Origin of the sequence: Pseudomonas sp. RHF3.3-3 (assembly GCF_048069595.1) — a bacterium.
Taxonomy (GTDB): Bacteria; Pseudomonadota; Gammaproteobacteria; order Pseudomonadales; family Pseudomonadaceae; genus Aquipseudomonas; species Aquipseudomonas fuscovaginae_B.
Map to the genome: position 1 here is coordinate 335,151 of NZ_CP182250.1, position 19,850 is coordinate 355,000.

The 19,850-nt window shown below is 61.7% G+C and carries 19 protein-coding genes (1 of these 19 only partly in view); 3 read left to right on the forward strand and 16 right to left on the reverse strand.

Going from position 1 to position 19,850, the window contains the following annotated elements; genetic code table 11:
• Positions 1-20: 20 nt before the first annotated feature.
• From ACMGT0_RS01505 to ACMGT0_RS01530, 6 genes are all read right to left on the reverse strand, one after another.
• Entirely contained in the window at positions 21-1,052 is a 1,032-nt protein-coding gene (locus ACMGT0_RS01505; RefSeq protein WP_416771214.1) for a DUF5924 family protein, read from the reverse strand.
• 188 nt (positions 1,053-1,240) lie between these two features.
• On the reverse strand, positions 1,241-2,617 hold the full coding sequence (locus ACMGT0_RS01510) for a M16 family metallopeptidase (RefSeq protein ID WP_054063370.1): 1,377 nt from the start codon (positions 2,615-2,617) through the stop codon (positions 1,241-1,243).
• Positions 2,618-2,672: 55 nt separating this feature from the next.
• A complete protein-coding gene (locus ACMGT0_RS01515) occupies positions 2,673-4,331 on the reverse strand; it encodes a Na/Pi cotransporter family protein (RefSeq protein ID WP_054059151.1) in 1,659 nt (552 codons plus the stop codon).
• 211 nt (positions 4,332-4,542) lie between these two features.
• Complete coding sequence (locus ACMGT0_RS01520; protein WP_054059150.1) at positions 4,543-5,313, reverse strand: TerC family protein; 771 nt, start codon at positions 5,311-5,313, stop codon at positions 4,543-4,545.
• Positions 5,314-5,382: 69 nt separating this feature from the next.
• Complete coding sequence (locus ACMGT0_RS01525) at positions 5,383-6,690, reverse strand: CitMHS family transporter (RefSeq protein WP_054059149.1); 1,308 nt, start codon at positions 6,688-6,690, stop codon at positions 5,383-5,385.
• Between the two features lie 305 nt (positions 6,691-6,995).
• On the reverse strand, positions 6,996-7,286 hold the full coding sequence (locus tag ACMGT0_RS01530) for a DUF3077 domain-containing protein (RefSeq protein ID WP_416771217.1): 291 nt from the start codon (positions 7,284-7,286) through the stop codon (positions 6,996-6,998).
• A 390-nt stretch (positions 7,287-7,676) separates the two neighbouring features.
• On the opposite strand from ACMGT0_RS01530, the gene ACMGT0_RS01535 reads away from it, so the two are divergent.
• On the forward strand, positions 7,677-8,690 hold the full coding sequence (locus ACMGT0_RS01535) for an AAA family ATPase (RefSeq protein ID WP_054063368.1): 1,014 nt from the start codon (positions 7,677-7,679) through the stop codon (positions 8,688-8,690).
• Positions 8,687-9,193 (forward strand): hypothetical protein, encoded by a 507-nt coding sequence (locus ACMGT0_RS01540; protein ID WP_054059147.1) that lies wholly within the window; start codon positions 8,687-8,689, stop codon positions 9,191-9,193. The genes ACMGT0_RS01535 and ACMGT0_RS01540 overlap by 4 nt, the downstream gene beginning before the upstream one ends.
• Before the next feature lie 14 nt (positions 9,194-9,207).
• On the opposite strand, the gene ACMGT0_RS01545 is transcribed toward ACMGT0_RS01540, so the two are convergent.
• From ACMGT0_RS01545 to ACMGT0_RS01590, 10 genes are all read right to left on the reverse strand, one after another.
• Positions 9,208-11,169, reverse strand: a complete 1,962-nt coding sequence (locus ACMGT0_RS01545) for a DUF4105 domain-containing protein (RefSeq protein WP_416771219.1) — start codon at positions 11,167-11,169, stop codon at positions 9,208-9,210.
• Positions 11,166-11,486 carry a DUF2388 domain-containing protein gene (locus ACMGT0_RS01550; RefSeq protein ID WP_054059146.1) on the reverse strand — a complete coding sequence of 107 codons (321 nt, stop codon included), beginning with the start codon at positions 11,484-11,486 and terminating at the stop codon, positions 11,166-11,168. The genes ACMGT0_RS01545 and ACMGT0_RS01550 overlap by 4 nt, the downstream gene beginning before the upstream one ends.
• A 25-nt stretch (positions 11,487-11,511) precedes the next feature.
• Positions 11,512-11,805, reverse strand: a complete 294-nt coding sequence (locus ACMGT0_RS01555) for a DUF2388 domain-containing protein (protein ID WP_054059145.1) — start codon at positions 11,803-11,805, stop codon at positions 11,512-11,514.
• 186 nt (positions 11,806-11,991) lie between these two features.
• Positions 11,992-12,309, reverse strand: a complete 318-nt coding sequence (locus ACMGT0_RS01560; protein ID WP_054059144.1) for a DUF2388 domain-containing protein — start codon at positions 12,307-12,309, stop codon at positions 11,992-11,994.
• Positions 12,310-12,685: 376 nt separating this feature from the next.
• Complete coding sequence (locus tag ACMGT0_RS01565) at positions 12,686-12,901, reverse strand: DUF1127 domain-containing protein (protein ID WP_017902681.1); 216 nt, start codon at positions 12,899-12,901, stop codon at positions 12,686-12,688.
• Between the two features lie 325 nt (positions 12,902-13,226).
• Complete coding sequence (locus tag ACMGT0_RS01570) at positions 13,227-14,720, reverse strand: acetyl-CoA hydrolase/transferase family protein (RefSeq protein WP_416771222.1); 1,494 nt, start codon at positions 14,718-14,720, stop codon at positions 13,227-13,229.
• Positions 14,721-14,900: 180 nt separating this feature from the next.
• Positions 14,901-16,337, reverse strand: a complete 1,437-nt coding sequence (locus tag ACMGT0_RS01575) for an NAD(P)(+) transhydrogenase (Re/Si-specific) subunit beta (RefSeq protein WP_054059142.1) — start codon at positions 16,335-16,337, stop codon at positions 14,901-14,903.
• On the reverse strand, positions 16,337-16,660 hold the full coding sequence (locus ACMGT0_RS01580) for an NAD(P) transhydrogenase subunit alpha (RefSeq protein ID WP_054059141.1): 324 nt from the start codon (positions 16,658-16,660) through the stop codon (positions 16,337-16,339). The genes ACMGT0_RS01575 and ACMGT0_RS01580 overlap by 1 nt, the downstream gene beginning before the upstream one ends.
• Positions 16,661-16,676: 16 nt before the next feature.
• Positions 16,677-17,798: a Re/Si-specific NAD(P)(+) transhydrogenase subunit alpha gene (locus tag ACMGT0_RS01585; RefSeq protein WP_416771225.1), complete on the reverse strand. Its 1,122-nt coding sequence runs from the start codon at positions 17,796-17,798 to the stop codon at positions 16,677-16,679.
• A gap of 436 nt (positions 17,799-18,234) precedes the next feature.
• Positions 18,235-19,134, reverse strand: coding sequence for a LysR family transcriptional regulator (locus ACMGT0_RS01590; RefSeq protein WP_054059139.1), 900 nt, complete (start codon positions 19,132-19,134; stop codon positions 18,235-18,237).
• A 157-nt stretch (positions 19,135-19,291) separates the two neighbouring features.
• On the opposite strand from ACMGT0_RS01590, the gene ACMGT0_RS01595 reads away from it, so the two are divergent.
• Positions 19,292-19,850, forward strand: the start of a protein-coding gene (locus ACMGT0_RS01595) for an acyl-CoA dehydrogenase (RefSeq protein ID WP_054059138.1). The gene runs 623 nt beyond the window's last position; the window shows 559 of its 1,182 coding nt (coding positions 1-559); it begins with the start codon at positions 19,292-19,294; the stop codon falls past the right edge of the window.

The window sequence follows — 19,850 nt, forward strand, 5'->3', positions numbered from 1 at the left end:
CACGATAGCCTGATCCATCACTAGGACCCTTGTGCGGTCTTTGCCGGACCGGTGATCTCGAAACGCAGCACGCCGAGCATCTGCCCGTCCTCGGTCAGCACCCGTACCAGCCAGCTGCCGCTGGGATCGGCGGGGAAGTTCTGCTTGTGGGTCCAGGCCCGGTAGCCCTCCTTGCGCCCGCCATGGATGTCCAGGGCGATCCGGTCGACTTCACGGCCGTTGAACTCCCAGACATGGTAGATCCGCTCATCCAGCCCCCGTGGCGCGTTGATCGAGGTGTAGGCATAGAGGCCGGCGCTGCGCACCTGGGCGGCGTCCACCTGCTCCAGGCTGGCGCCGGGGGTGCGGTCCTGCAGTTGCGTGGTCACCGCGACTTCGGTCATCCACAGGGTCGCCGGTGGCACCCAGGAGCGCAGCAGCCAGCCGGCGCCGCCGATGGCCAGGGTCACGCAGACCAGCATCAGCCAGCCGCGCAGGTTGCGCAGCGGCAGGCTCACCGCCAGGCTCGGAATCGACAGCAGCAGCGCGGTACCCAGGGCCAGCTTGTAGCTTTCGGCGGTGGTCAGGTGAAGGATGATCGGCAGCGCCGTGAGCATGGCGGCGAACAGCGTCAGGGTGTGCAGGCCGAGCAGCAGCCAGCGCTTGGGCGCCAGCCATTTGTAATACAGCGGGTCGGTGATCGACACCAGTGCCGCGGCGCCGAGCAGGCTGGTGAAGATCAGTTGGCCGCTGTTCCAGGTGGTGGTGATGAAGAAGAACGGCAGGACGAAGAACAGGCTTTCCTGGTGGATCAGTTGCGTGGCGTAGCGCAGCAGCGGTTCGGGGATTTCGCGCTTGAACAGGCGGCTGAACAGTTGGGTCAGGGTGTTTTCCAGCATCAGCCAGACCCAGCTCAGCAACAGCACGATGGCGATCAGGCTGGCCTTGCTCTGCTGGCGGTCGACCAGGATGAAGCTGGCGATCCCCGAGCAGAAGCCGAAGGCGGCGATGGCTCCCGGGTAACGCTTCATCAGTTCGAGGACGCGCTGGATGAGAAGGGTCAGCTTGGTCATGCGGTGGTTCACTGGACTGGGGTGCGAAATGGCCCGACACAATACAGTTTTAGTGCCAGGGATGGGAGCGATCCCGCTGCCTGACAGCACCCCTGGAGGCCCCTTTGGTGGGAGCGGACTTGCCCGCGAAGCCCTTGGCGGCCTCGGGGGCGCTTTCGCGGACACGCCCGCTCCTGCCAGGGGTGCGGCTAGCGCCGGCGCCAGGCCCGCCATCCCAGGGGAATCAGCACCAGCAATGCCAGCAGGCTGGCACCCAGCCACATCAGTTGGTCATAGCTGAGCAGCGGCTTCTCGACCCGCAGGTAGCCCGGTTGTTCGAACAGTTTGCGCAGGGCCTGGTTGGCCTGCTTGAGAGTCACCGCCTGCAGGGCCTTGGCCGGGTTGCTGAAGTGGCCGTCCTCGTAATCGCCCAGGGCCCCCCAGTAATAGTCGGCCAGCGCACTGTTGCCCTGCACCGCCCAGGCCTGGCGGGCGATCGCGGCCTGCTGCAGGCGGGCGAAGGTGGCCGGGTCGAGGCCGTCCCTGAGCAACTGCGCCTTCAGGTCGGCCAGCACCTGTCTGGCCTGGCCCAGATTGTCCCGCTCGACATCGGCATTGAGGCTGAAGAAACCGACGCCACCGAGCACTTCGCGCTCGCTCCAGGGCCCGTAGGACAGGCTGTGGGCCAGGCGCAACTGGCGATACAGCGCCCAGTCCAGGTAGTCCTTGAGCAGGTCGACGGCCGCGTCGGGCTGGTCTTCCAGCGCCGGTTCGGGAAACAGCCAGTGGATCTTCGCGCCGTTGCCGACCCAGCCACGGATCAGGTCCCGCTCGGCGGCGGCGTGGTGCAGGATCTGCGGCAGCGGCAGGTGATCGTTGGGCTCCACCGGCTCCAGTGCGCCGAAGGTCCGATCCAGATAGGCCGGCAGCAGGCGGTCAAGCTCGCCGACCATGATCAGGGTCATGTTGTTCGGTGCGTACCAGTTCTTGCGCAGCGCCTCCAGCTGTTCCCGGGTGAGGTCCGCGACCCCTGCCCGCTCGCGGCATTTCAGCCCGAGCTCCACGGCCAACTGCTCGCTGCTGCGATGGCCGGTCTGCTGAATGTCCAGCCAGCGTTGCAGGTGCGAGTAATGCCCGCCGTCCTCGCGCTCGACCACTTGCTTGGCGGCGGCGATATCGGCATCGCTGAAGCGGGTTCTGGTCAGCACGGCGAGCAGCAGGTCGAGAATCCTGCGCTGGTTGGCGGCCGGCGCCTCGATCACGAAGGTGGTGTCGGCGTCACTGGTATAGGCGTTCCATTCGCCGCCCAGGGCCTGCATGCGTTCTTCCAGGCCGCCTTCGCCGCTGGCGTCGATACCGCTGAACAGCAGGTGTTCGAGCAGGTGCGGCAGTTCCTTGTCGGCACAGGCGAAATCGTCGAAACCGACGCCCACCACCAACCGGATCGACACGTGCCCACGCTCGCTGCCCGGTTTGAGCAGCAGTTGCAGGCCGTTGGGTAACTGGTAGCCCTCGACCTGGAAGCGATCAAGGGCCTGGGCGGGGATCAGCGTGAACAGCAGGCAAACGAACAGCAGGCAACGCATAACCAATTTCCGCGGACGGGTTCCTACGCACAGACAACGGTCGAACCGTGGACGTTCAGGGCGAGTGGGTGATATCGGCTGTTTCTTCCGAGGCCAGCGCCCCGGTCTCGGAGGTTTCCAGGACCACGTAGGCGCTGCTGCAGAATAACGAATTCAAACGCTTCATGTCGGCAATCAGCTCCAGATGCAGGGAACTGGTCTCGATACTCTGTACGATCTTTCGTTGCAGGCGGCTGACGTGGGCGTGGGCCAGGCGTCGCTCCTGGGCGCGGAACCGGCGTTTTTCCCGCAGCAGTTGCCGGGCGCTTTCCGGGTCGGAACTGAGGAACACCGACAGGCCCAGGCGCAGGTTGTCGATCAGTTGGCTGTGCAGGCCGGCCAGTTCCTCCAGGCCATCCTCGGAAAACGAGCGGCGCTTGGCGGTCTTCTGTTGCTGGACCTTGCGCAGCATGCGTTCGATCAGGTCGGCTGCCAGTTTAAGGTTGATTGCCAGCTCGATGATCTCCGCCCAGCGCCGGCTGTCCTGTTCGCCCAGGTCCTCGCGCGGCATCTGCGCCAGGTAGAGCTTGACCGCACTGTAGAGCACTTCGACGTCATCGCTCAGGCGGCGCATCTCGATGGCCACGGCGGTCTGCTTGCCGCGCAGCACGTCGAGCATGGCGGCGAGCATGCTGTCGATCAGGTCGCCGATGCGCAGGGTTTCGCGGGCGGCGTTGGACAGCGCCAGGCCGGGGGTGGCGAGGGCCGCCAGGTCGAGATGGCGGGGCTTGAGCTTGCCGTTGGTTTCCGGTTGTTCCGGCAGCAGCCAGGCGCACAGCCGCGCCATCGGCCCGACGCTGGGCAGCAGGATCAGGCAGCGCACGGTGTTGTAGAGCAGATGAAAGCCGATCACCGTTTCCTGCGGGCTGAAGTCCAGGCCGTCGAGCCAGTTCACCAGCGGGGTCAGCACGGGAATGATCAGCAGCAGGCCGATCAGCTTGTACAGCAGGCTGCCGAGCGCGACCTGGCGGCCGGCGGCGTTCTGCATGCTGGTACTGAGGAAGGCCAGCACGCCGCTGCCGATGTTGGCGCCGATCACCAGGCCGATGGCCACCGGCAGGCCGATCACCCCGGCACCGGCCAGGGTCGCGGTGAGCAGCACGGCGGCGAGGCTGGAGTAGGAAATCATCGCGAACAGCGCGCCGACCAGGGCATCGAGCAGGATATCGCCGGTCAGTGAAGCGAACACCACCTTCACGCCCTGGGCGTGGGTGATCGGTGCGGCGGCTTCGACGATCAGTTGCAGGGCGAGGATGATCAGCCCCAGGCCGATGCCGACACGGCCGAGCTGACCGGCGCGGGTCTGCTTGCGCGAGAGGAAGAAGATCACCCCCAGGAAGATCAGCAGCGGCGACAGCCAGGACAGGTCGAAGGTCAGCACCCGGGCCATCAGCGCGGTACCGACGTCGGCACCGAGCATGGTTGCCAGGGCCGGGGTCAATGCCATCAGGCCCTGGCCGACGAAGGAGGTCACCAGCATCGCCGTGGCGTTGCTGCTCTGCACCAGGGCGGTGACCAGAATGCCGGCGACGAAGGCCAGCGGGCGTCTGGCCATGTTCTGGCCGATCACCTGGCGCAGGTTGGAGCCGTAGACCCGCAGGATGCCGGTGCGGACGATGTGCGTGCCCCAGATCAGCAGGGTCACGGCGGAAAGCAGATTGAGCAGGGTCAGCATGTCGGGCCCCCTGGGATGCCGGTGCCCCAGAGGGGCAAGTTGAAGGTATCGCGTGCCTTTCTACGTCTTGTCCTTAAGCTGTAGCCGGCTATCGGGACAAGCGCCAGCATCGCATGGCTGTCGCCGTTTCTGAAACAAAACTGTCATGAATGAAAAGCAAGAAAGGGGCCATGCATGGGCCCCTTTCCTGTTTCTTCAGTGCGCTGCGGGTTTATTGACCCGGAATGTCCTTGCGCAGTTTCACCGGATCCTTCTGTGCCTTCTTTTTCGCCATCGCGGTGCGCATCTTGATGTTGATCGCCTCCACGGCCAGCGAGAACGCCATGGCGAAGTAGACATAGCCTTTGGGTACGTGCACTTCGAAGGCCTCGGCGATCAGCACGGTACCGACCACGATCAGGAACGACAGCGCGAGCATCTTCAGCGACGGATGCTTGTCGATGAAGTCGCCGATGGACTTGGAGGCCAGCATCATCACCAGCACCGCCACCACGATGGCCGCGACCATCACCGGCACATGGGAAACCATGCCGACGGCGGTGATCACCGAGTCCAGGGAGAACACGATGTCGATGATCGCGATCTGGATGATGGTGTAGAGGAAGTTGCCGCCCTTGCCCTTGGGCTCGTCGTCGGCGGTCTCGTCCTCACCTTCCAGGCCGTGGTAGATCTCCTGGGAGCTTTTCCACAGCAGGAACAGGCCGCCGAAGAACAGGATCAGGTCGCGTCCGGAGATGCCCTGGCCGAAGACCACGAACAGGTCGGCGGTCAGGCGCATGACCCAGGTGATCGACAGCAGCAGCATGATCCGCGTGATCATCGCCAGGGCCAGGCCGAAGATCCGGGTGCGCTGCTGCATGTGCTTGGGCATGCGGCTGACCAGGATCGAGATCATGATGATGTTGTCGATGCCCAGGACGATCTCCAGGGCGGTCAGGGTGAAGAAGGCCACCCAGATTTCCGGGTTGGTCAGCCAATCCATGTGTGTTCCTTTGCTCGTGTGTTGGGCCAGCCCTGCGGCGCTCGCCGGGCTGGCGGTGAATCGTTGTCGTTATAGACTGCCGAAGAGCGGGAATGTCCCCAGCAGCAGTGCGCCCACCAGTATGCACAGACACACCAGTACAGCCCATTTCAGGGTGAAGCGCTGGTGATCGCCGAATTCGATGCCGGCCAGTGCCACCAACAGGTAGGTCGACGGCACCAGTGGGCTCAACAGGTGGACGGGCTGACCGACGATCGAGGCACGTGCCATTTCCACGGCGCTGATGCCGTAATGGCTGGCGGCTTCGGCCAGTACCGGCAGCACGCCATAATAGAACGCATCGTTGGACATGAAAAAGGTGAACGGCATGCTCGCCAGTGCGGTGATCACCGCCAGGTACGGGCCGAGTGCCGGTGGGATCACCGCCAGCAGGCTCTTGGACATGGCGTCGACCATGCCGGTACCGGACAGGATGCCGGTGAAGATGCCCGCGGCGAAGATCAGCCCGACCACCGCCAGGACGCTGCCGGCGTGGGCGGCGATGCGATCCTTCTGCTGCTGCAGGCAAGGGTAGTTGACGATCATGGCGATACTGAACGCGACCATGAACAGCACCGGCAGTGGCAGCAGGCCGGCGATCAGTGCGCACATCAGGCCCAGGGTCAGGGCGCCGTTGAACCAGATCAGTTTCGGCCGGCGCGCCTCGGGGAATTGCGAGACGCTGATTTCGCTGTGGTCGATGTCATCGCCGAGGATGTGCAACTCGCCCAGGCGGGCCCGTTCGCGCTTGCCGTAGAAGTAGGCGATCACCAGGATCGCCAGCACGCCGGCGCACATCGCCGGGATCATCGGCACGAAGATGTCCGACGGGTCGACGTGCAGCGCACTGGCGGCACGGGCGGTCGGGCCACCCCAGGGGGTCATGTTCATCACGCCGCCGGCGAGAATGATCAGCCCGGCCATGATCCGCGGGCTCATGCCGATGCGGCTGTACAGCGGCAGCATGGCGGCCACGCAGATCATGTAGGTGGTGGCGCCGTCACCGTCGAGCGAGACCACCAGGGCCAGCACCGCGGTGCCGACCGAAACTTTCAGCGGGTCGCCCTTGACCAGCTTGAGGATCTTGCGCACGGCCGGGTCGAACAGGCCGGAGTCGATCATCAGGGCGAAATAGAGAATGGCGAACATCAGCATCACGCCGGTCGGCGCGAGTTTGGTGATGCCTTCGATCATCATCTTGCCGATGGTGCCCCCGAAACCGCCGAACAGGGCGAAGAGGATCGGCACGATGATCAGGGCGATCAGCGCGGACAGGCGCTTGGTCATGATCAGGTACATGAAGGTAATGACCATGGCGAAGCCAAGGAAAGTCAGCATGGGAGTACTCCGGACGTAACGCGGCTAGGGAAAGGCGAAGCGGCTGGGGGATCAGCGCGGGGCTATCGCGAGCGTTACGGGCGGATTTGCAGCGAACAGGCGGGTCGTAGCGGACATCGGTATCACCATTGTTGTTGTTGATTGGGCCGTGGGCACGCCTGTGGGGCACGTCCCGGCCGACCGGTCTGGTGCCGGCGGTGAGGCGATGCTAATGGGGGAAGCTTTCAGCCAGCTTTCGGGGCTGAAAGCTGGATGAGCTCAGGTCGTATTGCAGAGATACGACCGACTCTTGGCGCTTGTGGTAATCATTGCGTTCGTTCAACTCTCCCGGATTGCTCAGCAAGTATTCCAAGCACCGCTGCGTCGATCAGGGCCTTGGCCATTTCGTCCAACTGCAGAGCCGCCCATTGCAAGGAACGACGATGGGCGCTGTCTCCGCAGGCCAACTCTTCGTTTAGCGCGCAAGAGCAGTCTAGGGCGATAGACGCGTTTTCAAGCAAATTTATTAGGGGAGTACCGGTGTTGACGCTAAAAAGTGTGGCGTCAGTGTCGCTGTAGCGACCGAAAAGGACTTTGTGGCTGGTGGGGTTTTTCATCATTCAGACTCTCGTTTTGGGCTGCCACCAGACGCCGTCAAACGAATGGGTGGCAACTGTACGCGGGTTGACGGACCGGAAACGAGAAACCCGGCGCACCCGAAGGTGCCCCACGCACAGCCGCCATAAAGCCATACTACAGGCACAAAGGTGCCCACGCGGCTGTACAAGGGGTACGTCGTCTCTCGTTAGAAGCCGGACCGTCAAATCCGATCACGAATGTGTCGTGACAAATGGGAGCATATGTAGATAGGTGTGGAGGGTCAAGCCAGCTCTATAGCAATGTTTTGTGAGACTTATCCTGGTGCTGCTTTTGGGGCACGATGGCCGTAAGAGGACAGCAGTGATAATCTCATTTTCTGGTTCTGGGCTAGAGAGGAGCTTCAGCCGATGCTCAATAGCATTGAGTTAAAAAATTTTGGACCTTTGCAGGATATTAGCTGGGGTGATCTTTCTAATATCAACCTGGTTATTGGTGCTAATGGCAGCGGTAAAACTTTCTTGCTCAAAGCCCTGTATTGCACTATGCGCACTATCGAAGAGTATCAGCGCGGAAATGAGCAGCGTAGTGCCGCGGAAATTCTGGCCGACAAATTATATTGGACTTTTCAGACAGATAAAATTGGTGATCTGGTTGCAAAAAATTCAGATAGTCCACTGTCTTGCAAAGTTAAGGTCGATGATAATTTATTTCGTTATGGGTTTGGTAAGGATACAACGAAAAACATCAACTCTTTGGAAAATCATGTTGCTCCGCGAGAAAGCAACTCTGTGTTCTTGCCTCCGAAAGAAGTACTTTCTCTCCAGCATATTATCTTGAAAAGCCGTGAAGTCGATAAAGACTTTGGTTTCGATGATACCTATTACGACTTGGCCAAAGCGCTCCGTCTGTCGCCTACGAGCGGTAGAAATTTCGCGCAGTTTGCGAGAGCTCGAAAGAACCTGGAAGAGATATTGGGTGGTAAGGTTGAATTTGACAGTGGTTCGAGCCGCTGGCAATTCAAGAAAGGTAATCAAAAATTTCAGATTGGTGCGACGGCTGAGGGAATCAAGAAAATTTCGATTCTTGATACATTACTGGGTAACCGCTACCTCTCAGTTGACTCGGTGGTCTTCATCGACGAGCCTGAATCCGCTTTGCACCCTGTCGCTATTAGCAAATTGATAGAAATCATTGTCAGTCTTGCTGGGCGAGGCATTCAGTTTTTTATCGCTAGCCATTCCTATTTTGTTGTGAAAGCGTTGTACCTCGCAGCACAAAGAAACAATGTCTCCATCCCTGTCCTATCGTCACTTGGCGATCGTTGGGTGTCCGATGATCTGCAGGCAGGTCTTCCTGATAACCCGATCATTGATGAGTCCATCAGGCTTTACGAGCAAGAACTGGAGCTCACTCTGGGATGAGTATTTTATTCGATGAGTCTGGTATGCGATTTGGCCCCTATGACGAGGACAAGTTTTTCCCTATAGAACGCAGCTCTGTTTATAGAAAATCCGGAGAAGGGGTGAAAATTGCCGAGTTTGTATTGGTAAGGACCTCTTCGAAGGGGGCGGAAGAAGCCTGGGTTGTGGAGGCGAAGTCAAGTATTCCGCGCGATTTTACGATGTTCATGGGGGAGATTCGTCAGAAGTTGACGAATGCAGTGCAGCTCACCATCGCCTCATGTCTTGGGCGTCATGGTGACGCGGCTGCCGAACTACCGGTGGCTCTGAAGGAATTAGACATTGGTTCGTGTGGTTTCAAACTTGTGCTAATAATTCTTGGTGCTCCCAAGGAGAAGCTGCCTGGCTTGAATGATGCGTTGAAAAAAGAAATGAAATCTCTCGTCAAAACGCTGGGATTTGAGCCCACGTCGGTATCTGTCATCAACGACATCAAGGCACGCGATATTGGTTTGATCGTATAGCGATGGTCTAGCTTTTAAGGTAACTCCAGGCCACCCGCCGCTTTGTGCAGGCTGCGCAGGTGTTCGCCGACCATCTTCAGGTTGGCTTCGCTGGCCTCGATCTCGGCTTCGCGCGCGGGGTCGAGCAGCTTGCGCACTTCCTTGTCGAGGTCGCCGGTCAGGCGCTGCAACTGTTGCTGGCGCTGGGCGCTCTCGGCCTCCAGGCGCTGCCATTCGCCCGGCTGTGGCAGACCATAGCCGCTGCTGCCCAGCAGCTCCGCCGGCCGGCTGAGGAAGCCGCTGTTGGCGAGGATCGCCTGCAGCGTGCGGTTGGCCTGGTCCATGCCGCCGTCCTTGATCTCGCGCCCGCCGAGGTACTTCTGCTTGACCTCGTCCTGGGCCAGCAGCAACTGCCGCCGGTAACCCGCCTGCTCCAGCAGCAGCAAGGCGGCGCTGGTGCGCAGGTCGGCCTGGGCGAACCAGGGGCGGCGTTCCGCCGGGCGCAGGGTCAGCCAGTCCTCGACGGTTTCCTGCTGGATCGGCAGATGCTGTTTCAGCACCTCGAACATTGCCTGGTAGCGGTCCCGGTAGGAGTCGAAGCGATAGCCCAGGCGCAGGGCCTCGCGCGGGTCGTCGAGCACGCTGGTGTCGGCCAGCCCCCTGCCCTTGAGCACTTCCAGCAGGCCGTTGGGCATGATGCTGTCCAGGCCCTTGAGCTGGGCGTTGTCGGTGCCGCTGCGCAACAGCTTGAGGGTCTCGACCGCACAGTTGTTGGTCACGAAGTAGTAGTTGCCGTCGTAGCTCCAGTGCATCTCGGCGGCATGTTCGACCACTTCCTCGATTTCCCGGCGCGACAGTTTCAGCGGTACCGAGGCCAGGCTGCGCAGCTCGGTCTTGGTGTACTCGTCGATGACCTGGGCCAGCGGCAGCACGAACAGGCGTGACGGGTAGGCGCCGGTCAGGCCGCCCCAGGTCGAGAGCTGCACATCGTTGACGAAGGCACGGTAGGACAGCACCAGGTGCTGGTCCAGGTCCAGCCGGCAATCCGGCCCGCGTGGCCGGCCGGGGGCGCAGATCACCAGGCGCAGCATGCTGTGGCCCCAGCGGCTGACCCAGTTCTGGTTGGCCTCGGCCAGCAGGTAGTCGACTTCATAGACCCGTTCCGGGTCGATGCGGCCCAGGGGCGTCTTGCCGAAGTCGTTGCCGGCATTGAGGAACGGGAAGGCCTTGGCGCAGTCGTCCTTGCCCGGCGGCGCCCAGCCGAAACGTTCCTGGTAGTAGCGGTACAGCGCCGGACGACGGCAGGCGTAGGCCGGGTCGAGGAGGAAATACTCCATGTTGACCGCGACGAACTCCTTGGGGTTGGTGGTCTCGTAGAGGTCCGGACTGCGGGCCACCTGCTTGTTGTGCTGCTCGCGCTGGCCGCGGGTGCCGACCGATTGCGGCCAGCCGGCCAGGTCCAGCAGGCGCGGGTCATCGCTGAGGGTGAAGCGTCGATCGATCTGGCCGCGGCATTCATCGCGCAGGCCGACCAGGCCGGTGTTGTCGTTCTGGCGAGTGCAGCGCTGGATCAGCCGGCGTTCGGCGTCGGGCCACAGGCGGGCGCGGTCGTAGATATGGGTCAGCTCGTGCAGCACGGTGGCGAGCATTTCCTCACGTACGGTGCCGTGGGGACGGTGGGTCTTCTTCGTCGCCGCCGAGCCGTCGACCAGGCCGGGCAACAGATTGCGGTTGAGCTCGATTTCCGCGACCAGGGACGCCTCGCCATAGGCGTTGTCCGGCATTCGGGTCGACCAGCTCAGGGTGATGCGCCGGTCCAACTGCTCGATGAAGCGGGGTGGCAGGTGGGCGATCGCTTCATCCAGCAGCGCCTGGCTGGCGCGCTGTTCGGCCGGGCTCAGGCCGTCGCCGTTGAGCTGCAATTGCAGGCTGGCCTGGGCCGCGTTGCCGCCAAGCAACAGTGCGCAGGCCAGCAGCCAGCCGGCAAATGGCCTCACAGGGCGAGAATGGCTTCGGCGAGGGTCTGGTCGCTGGCGTCGCGGGCTTCCGGCACTTGGGTGCGCAGGGCGTTGAAGGCGGCTTCCAGTTGCGCGCCGCGGATCTCGCCATGGCTGGCGACGAAGCTGGCGGCGTCGTCATGGGCTTCGCGGACCACTTTCGAATCACGGATCGAGGTGGTGGTGTCCGAGGTGAAGTCGATGGTGCGACCCGAAGCACGGACGATGATGTTGCTGGTGGCCACCAGGGTATGCGCCGAGGCCGCATCGGCCAGCAACAACAAGCCGAGGGCGGCGGCGATCAGGGGGGTACGCATGAAGTGTCTCCGGATACAGAAGTGACTATTGGACGAGAATTGCCTCGGCCAGTTCAAGGTCGCTTGCATGAAGTTTTGGCCGGCTCTGGCGTAACCAGGTCAAGGCCGACTCCAGCTGCGCTCCCCGCACCAGGCCGTCGCTGGCGACAAAGGCGGCGGCATCATCCCGGGCCGCCAGTATCAGTTTATGGTCGAAGGGCGCGGTGGTCACCTGGCTGGTGACATAACCGCTGACAACGACGCCTTGGGTAGTCATGTCGAATGCGTGGGCCTGAGTGATCCAGCTGAGGGCTATGAGCAATAAGGATAATGAACGCATGAGTCTCGATGGCTGATTGAACGAGCGTCAAGGCTAGCGGAATGAGCCGGTCAGGACCAGCGCGGTGGTCTGCGCCGCGCTTCCGAGGAGCTGGGATGGCCTCTCTTTGTGAGCGATTCCATGCTGTTGCGCAAGACTTGCCGGCCTCTTCGCGGGCAAGCCACGCTCCAGTGACGATGATGCTCGTCAGATCGCCAGGATCGCCTGCGCCAGTTGCGCGTCGCTGGCCTGCAACTGTGGCGCCTGGCGGCGGATGGTGTCGAAGGCGCTTTCCAGTTTCACCCCGCGGATGCGGCCTTCGCTGGCGACGAAGCTGGCGGCGTCGTCCCGGGCGGCGCGTACGATCTTGTTGTCACGCAGCGACGAGGTCGCGTCGGACGTGGTGTCGGTGGTGGCCTGGAGCGCACCGACCAGGGCATCGGTGGTGGCGATGAAGCTGCTGGCGTGGGCGGTGGCGGCCATGCACAACAGGCTGGCAGCGCCGAGCAGGCGAAGACGGGACATGATGAATCTCCTGGACGTGGAAGAGGAACAGCAAGACAGAAACGGCCGCTCGAACACGGGAACGATGAACCTCAGACGCACATTCCGTGCTGCGGGCTACCTATGACCGCGATATTAGGCGCAGTTCCCGGGCGGCGGAAAGCCGGTTTCACCGCCCTGATGGGCGACCTAGAGCCTTTTCGTCGGATTCGATTAACTGTACTGGTCATATTTTTGATTTATTGAAATTGTACCTGTAATCCCCTTTCACAGTTCCTTGCCCAAAAAACGCCTGCCCGAAAACGACAGAGCCCGTCGCGGTTTCCCGCGACGGGCTCTGTCGTTTCAATTCGGTTGCTGGCGGTGAACCCCGGGGGTCAGGGCCAGCGGGCGCTGCTTAGCGCCAGAACGGCTTGCTCAGCTCTTCGTAGCGCTGTGCTTCGCTGATGCCGGCGTCGGCCAGCAGGCGTGCGTCCAGACGAGCCAGTTGATGACGGCTGGCGATACGGCGCTGCCACAGCATCAGGTTGGCCAGAATGCGCAGAGGCAGAGAGGCTTTGGCTTCAGTGGCGGTGTTTTCGTAGAACAGTTCGGAACTGAGTGTACGTTCCATGGTTGACATCCTTCCGCTTTTGGCGGGATCAGGGAGTGGTTTAACTTCGACTGATGCCAATGATCCTCTCATTTGCCCAGTCTCTCTAGATACAGTTCACCTGTATTGTGAGGGACCAGTTAACTGTTTATAGGGGCTGTACTGCTCGGAATTGAGGCAACTGTACCTATCCGCACAATATTGGTGCGTTTTTGCCCAGGTGAGGAGGTTGAGAGGGGAGTTGGAGGAAAAAAAGACCGGTACAGCAGTACAGTTTTTTCTGGTTCGTACGGATCGGTCGCCCCGCTGACGAAACTGTGTTGGCGTCAGCGGGGAACTGTTTCAATCAGTCGGCGAGCATTTTCCCGGTTTCGTCCAGGTTGATGTGCCAGCTCAGTGCTTCGCGCAGGATGTGTGGGGTATGGCCGCCCAGGGCGCAGGCGCGCTCGAAGTAGTCATTGAGGGCGGCGCGGTACATGGGGTGCACGCAGTTGTCGATGATCTCCCGCGCCCGCTCACGTGGAGCCAGGCCACGCAGGTCGGCCAGGCCGATTTCGGTGACGAGGATGTCGACGTCATGTTCGGTGTGGTCGACGTGGCTGACCATCGGCACCACGCTGGAGATGGCGCCGCCCTTGGCGATCGACTTGGTGACGAAGATCGCCAGGTGTGCGTTGCGGGCGAAGTCGCCGGAGCCGCCGATGCCATTCATCATCCGCGTGCCGCAGACATGGGTGGAGTTGACGTTGCCGTACAGATCGAACTCCAGGGCGGTGTTGATGCCGATGATGCCCAGGCGGCGCACCACCTCGGGGTGGTTGGAGATTTCCTGCGGGCGCAGCACCAGCTTCTCTTTATAGCGCTCGAGGTTGCCGAACACGTCGCTGTTGCGGCGGTCCGACAGGGTGATCGAGCTGCCGGAGGCGAAGGACAGCTTGCCGGCATCGATGAGATCGAAGGTCGAGTCCTGCAGCACTTCGGAGTACATGGTCAGGTCTTCGAACGGCGAACCGATCAGGCCGCACATCACCGCGTTGGCAATGTTGCCGATCCCCGCCTGCAGCGGGCCGAGCCTGTTGGTCATGCGACCGTCGGCCACTTCCTCTTTAAGGAAGGCGATCAGGTGGTCGGCGATGGCCTGGGTTTCGCTGTCCGGCGGCGTCACGGTGGACGGCGAGTCGGGCTGCTCGGTGATGACGATGGCGACGATCTTCGCCGGGTCGATCGGGATCGCCGTGCTGCCGATGCGGTCGTCGGCCTTCACCAGCGGAATCGGCGTGCGGGTCGGCCGATAGCTGGGGATATAGATGTCGTGCAGGCCTTCCAGGTTCGGGTTGTGCGCCAGGTTGATCTCGATGATCACCTGCTTGGCGAAGATCGCGAAGCTGGCCGAGTTGCCCACCGAGGTGGTCGGCACGATATGCCCCTGCTCGGTGATCGCCACCGCCTCGATGACTGCCAGGTCCGGCAGCTTGAGTTGCTTGTTGCGCAACTGTTCGACGGTTTCCGACAGGTGCTGGTCGATGAACATCACCTGGCCTGCGTTGATGGCCTTGCGCAGGGTGTTGTCGACCTGGAATGGCATGCGGCGCGACAGCACGCCGGCTTCGGTGAGTTGCTTGTCGAGATCGTTGCCCAGGCTGGCGCCGGTCATCAGGGTGATTTTCAGCGGCTCCTGCCTGGCGCGTTCGGCCAGAGCGTGTGGCACGGCCTTGGCTTCGCCGGCGCGGGTGAAACCGCTCATGCCGACGGTCATGCCGTCCTGGATCAGTGCGGCAGCATCAGCCGCGCTCATCACCTTACTGGAAAGAGAAGGCAAGCGAATACGATCACGGTACATGGATTTTTTTCTCGGGCAACGGAAGCAAGATGCGCAGTCTAGAGGTTTCAAAAAGTTTCGCCGCGCGACCAAGGTCGAATGCCGACCCCTGATTCAGAGCCTTTGGTCGGTTTTTCGCAGGCAAAGAAAAACCCCAACCTACTAAAGGATGGGGTTTTTGGTATTGCGCTGGAGCAAGGCTTATTCGACGGCCTTGACCATGTCCTCGATGACCTTCTTCGCGTCGCCGAAGACCATCATGGTCTTGTCGAGGTAGAACAGTTCGTTATCCAGGCCGGCGTAGCCGCTGGCCATGGAGCGCTTGTTGACGATGATGGTCTTGGCCTTGAACGCCTCGAGGATCGGCATGCCGGCAATCGGCGACTTCGGATCGTTTTTCGCCGCCGGGTTGACCACGTCGTTCGCGCCCAGCACCAGCACCACGTCGGCCTGGCCGAACTCGGAGTTGATGTCCTCCATCTCGAACACCTGGTCGTAGGGCACCTCGGCCTCGGCCAGCAGCACGTTCATGTGTCCGGGCATGCGGCCGGCCACCGGGTGGATCGCGTACTTCACGGTCACGCCATGGTGGGTCAGCTTTTCCGTCAGTTCCTTCAGCGCGTGCTGGGCGCGGGCCACCGCCAGGCCGTAGCCGGGCACGATGATCACGGTGTCGGCGTTGGTCAGCAGGAAGGTCGCGTCGTCGGCCGAACCGGATTTCACCGGCCGCGCCTCTTTCGAGCCGGCCGGGCCGCCGGCGTCCGCCGTGTTGCCGAAACCGCCGAGCAGTACGTTGAAGAAGGAACGGTTCATCGCCTTGCACATGATGTACGAGAGGATCGCACCGGACGAACCCACCAGGGAGCCGGCGATGATCAGCATCGAGTTGTTCAGCGAGAAGCCGATGCCCGCCGCCGCCCAGCCGGAATAGCTGTTGAGCATCGACACCACCACCGGCATGTCGGCGCCGCCGATCGGGATGATGATCAGCACGCCGAGCACGAAGGCCAAAGCCAGCATCAGGGCGAAGGCCGCCAGGTTGCCGGTGAACATGAAGGTCAGGCCCAGGGCGAGGGTCGCCAGGCCCAACAGCAGGTTCAGCGTGTGCTGCCCGCCGAACTGTACCGGTGCGCCCTGGAACAGGCGGAACTTGTACTTGCCCGACAGCTTGCCGAAGGCGATCACCGAACCGGAGAAGGTAATGGCACCGATCGCCGCGCCGAGAAACAGTTCCAGGCGGTTGCCGGCTGGAATCGAGTCGCCCAGGTGCTTGACGATACCCAGCGACTGCGGCTCGACCACCGCCGCGATGGCGATGAACACCGCGGCCAGGCCGATCATGCTGTGCATGAATGCCACCAGCTCGGGCATCTTGGTCATTTCCACACGCTTGGCCATGATCGAGCCGGCGCTGCCACCGATCAGCAGGCCGACGATCACGTAGCCGATGCCGGCGGTGGCCAGCTCGGCCCCCAGCTTGAACACCAGGCCCACGGTGGTGGCGATGGCCAGGGCCATGCCGAGCATGCCGAACAGGTTGCCGCGCCGCGACGTGGTCGGGTGCGAGAGGCCCTTGAGGGCCTGGATGAAGCAGACCGACGCGATCAGGTAGAGCGTCGTTACCAGATTCATGCTCATTACTTGGGCGCCTCTTCTTTTCCGGCTTTCGGGGCTTTCTTCTTGAACATTTCAAGCATGCGGCGCGTCACCAGGAAGCCGCCGAACACGTTGACGGCGGCCAGGGCCACGGCCAGGGTGCCCATGATCTTGCCCAGCGGGGTCACGGTCAGGGCGGCGGCGAGCATGGCGCCGACGATCACGATCGCCGAGATGGCGTTGGTCACCGCCATCAGCGGCGTGTGCAGCGCGGGTGTCACGTTCCAGACCACGTGGTAACCGACATAGATCGCCAGCACGAAGATGATCAGGTTGTAGATACCGGGGGAGATAAGCTCTTCCATCTTCTGGGTCCTCTGCTCAGGCGTTCTTGCGGATGACCTGGCCGTCGCGGCACATCAGGCACGCGGCGACGATGTCGTCTTCGAGGTTCACTTCGAACTGTTTTTCCTTGTTGAAGACCAGCTTCAGGAAATCCAGCAGGTTGCGGGCGTACAGCGCCGAGGCATCGGCGGCGACTTCGCCGGGCAGGTTGGTCGGGCCGACGATGGTCACGCCGTGGGCCACCACCACCTGGTCGGCGACGGTCAGCGGGCAGTTGCCGCCCTGGGCGGCGGCCAGATCGACCACCACCGAGCCGGGCTTCATCTGCGCCACGGTCTCGGCGCTCAGCAGCACCGGCGCCTTGCGCCCCGGGATCAGCGCGGTGGTGATGACGATATCCGCCTGTTTCGCCCGTTCGTGCACGGCCACGGCCTGGCGCTGCATCCAGCTGGCCGGCATGGGCCGGGCATAGCCGCCCACGCCGACCGCGCACTCGCGCTCCTCGTCGGTTTCGTACGGTACGTCGACGAATTTCGCTCCCAGGGACTCGATCTGTTCCTTCACCGCAGGACGCACGTCCGACGCCTCGATCACCGCACCCAGGCGCTTGGCGGTGGCGATGGCCTGCAGCCCCGCGACACCGGCACCGAGGATCAGCACCCGGGCGGCCTTCACGGTACCGGCGGCGGTCATCAGCATCGGCATGAAGCGTGGGTAGTAGTGAGCGGCCAGCAGCACCGCCTTGTAGCCGGCGATGTTGGCCTGGGACGAGAGCACATCGAGGCTTTGCGCACGCGAGGTGCGCGGTGCGGCTTCCAGGGCGAAGGCAGTAATACCCCGGTCGGCCAGCTTGGCGATGGTTTCGTTGTTGAAGGGGTTGAGCATGCCAACCAGCACGGTACCGGGCTTGATCAGCGCCAGTTCGCTGTCGCTGGGGGCCACCACCTTGAGAATCAGTTCGGCGCCGAAGGCCTCGGCTGCGCTGCCGATATGGGCACCAGCCACCTCATAGGCACTGTCGATGACGCTGGCACCTATGCCGGCGCCGCTTTGAACAGTGACCTTGTGACCCTGGCCGACTAGCTTCTTGATGGTTTCCGGAGTTGCAGCAACCCGAGTCTCACCTGTCTGGGTTTCGAGAGGAACACCAATGTGCACGTCAAATCTCCTGCGTGATCTTTTTTATAAGAAGGCCAGTGCACTGCGGAGGGTGCGACTGGAGCGGCCGATCAGCACGATCCCGCCATTTTCCAGGCGGGGCGCGGCATTTTGCAGGCGAAAAACCCACCCTACAAGAGATTATGAAGGGTGACGCAAAATTAACTACAAGTCACCCCGTGACCGAATGTCGCACTGATAGGCTGCAAGCCCGCAAAATAGAGGCCTTGGAAGAATTCTGGTTGGAAATGGAGAAATTTCGAATCGGCGGCGTGAATGGGCCGATATTGGTCGTAAAAGCGCCTGTAGGCCTTTAGTTTCGGCACTTTCGTACGAATTTCAGGGGAGCCGCCATAGTTTGCACAAAGGCGACATATTATTATGTCTGTAGGTTTTTTAGGTATTTGACTACCGGGTCAAATATCGCCAAAAGCCTTTAATTCAGCAGGCTGTAGCCCTGTGCCTGGTTTACCAGCCAGTCGCGAAAAGCTCGCAGGGAGGCCGATTCGACTTTTCGTTCGGGAATCATCAGGTAATAGGCCTTGATACTGGTGAGAGCGCTGGGGTTGGCGATCACCAGGCGTTTTTCCGCCAATTCCCGTTGAATCAGGAACGGTGGGATCAGTGCGATGCCCATCTCGTGCATGGCTGCCTGGGCCAGCATGGAGAATAGTTCATAGCGCGGGCCTGTCATGTCGCGGGGGATGTTCAGCTCCTGGGCGTTGAACCATTGGCGCCAGGCGTAGGGGCGCGTGGTCTGCTGCAACAGCGGCAGCTCGGCGATCTCGGCGGCGCTCAGGCTCTGGCGGTTGCCCAGCAGGCTCGGGCTGCATACCGGCATCGGGTTCTCACCCATCAGCCGATGGGACTCGGTGCCCGACCAGTCGGCATCGCCGAAGTAGATGGCGGCGTCGAAATCGGTGTCGGCGAAGAGGAAGGGTCGGGTGCGGTTGGTCAGGTTGACCGTGACCTCCGGGTGCTTGTGCTGGAAGTCCTTGAGCCGCGGCAGCAGCCACTGCGTGCCGAAGGTTGGCACCACCGCCAGTTCGATCACATTCGCGCCCTGCTGGCCCATGACGGACAAGGTATCGCGTTCGACCGCGTCCAGCTGGGTGGCGACCCGGCGACTGTAGGAAAGCCCTGCTTCAGTGAGTTTTACGCCGCGTCTCGAGCGTCGGAACAGTTCGATGCCGAGGAACTCCTCCAGGCTGGCGATCTGTCGGCAGATGGCGCCCTGGGTGAGGGAAAGTTCGACAGCGGCCTTGGTAAAACTCTCGTGACGAGCGGCGGCTTCGAAACTGATCAGGGCGGCGGTGCTGGGAATCTTCCTGCGCATGTACGGCAATCTCACTAAAGGCGCTGGTAAATGGCTGTTGAGTAGCTTTCGGAGTGAGAAATTAGCACAACAGCATGCGAAATCCTCGTTTGCCGGATCTGCCAGCGGCGCCTAGGATCAAACCACGATATTTGACCTGTTTTGCGAGGAGTCTCTGATGGGCGCTAAAGCTAGCTTCAACTGGATCGATCCGCTGCTGCTGGATCAACAGCTCACTGAAGAGGAGCGGATGATTCGCGACACCGCCCAGCAATTCGCCCAGGACAAGCTCGCGCCACGGGTGCTCGAAGCCTTCCGCCATGAACAGACCGACCCGGCGATCTTCCGCGAAATGGGCGAAGTCGGCCTGCTCGGTGCGACCATTCCGGTCGAGTACGGCGGCAGTGGCCTGAACTATGTCAGCTACGGCCTGATCGCCCGTGAGGTGGAGCGCGTCGATTCGGGCTATCGCTCGATGATGAGTGTGCAGTCCTCACTGGTGATGGTGCCGATCAACGAATTCGGTACCCAGGCACAGAAGCAGAAGTACCTGCCCAAGTTGGCCACTGGCGAGTGGATCGGCTGCTTCGGCCTGACCGAACCCAACCACGGTTCCGATCCGGGGGCGATGGTCACCCGTGCGCGCAAGGTCGAGGGTGGCTACAGCCTGACCGGCAGCAAGATGTGGATCACCAACAGCCCGATCGCCGATGTGTTCGTGGTCTGGGCCAAGGATG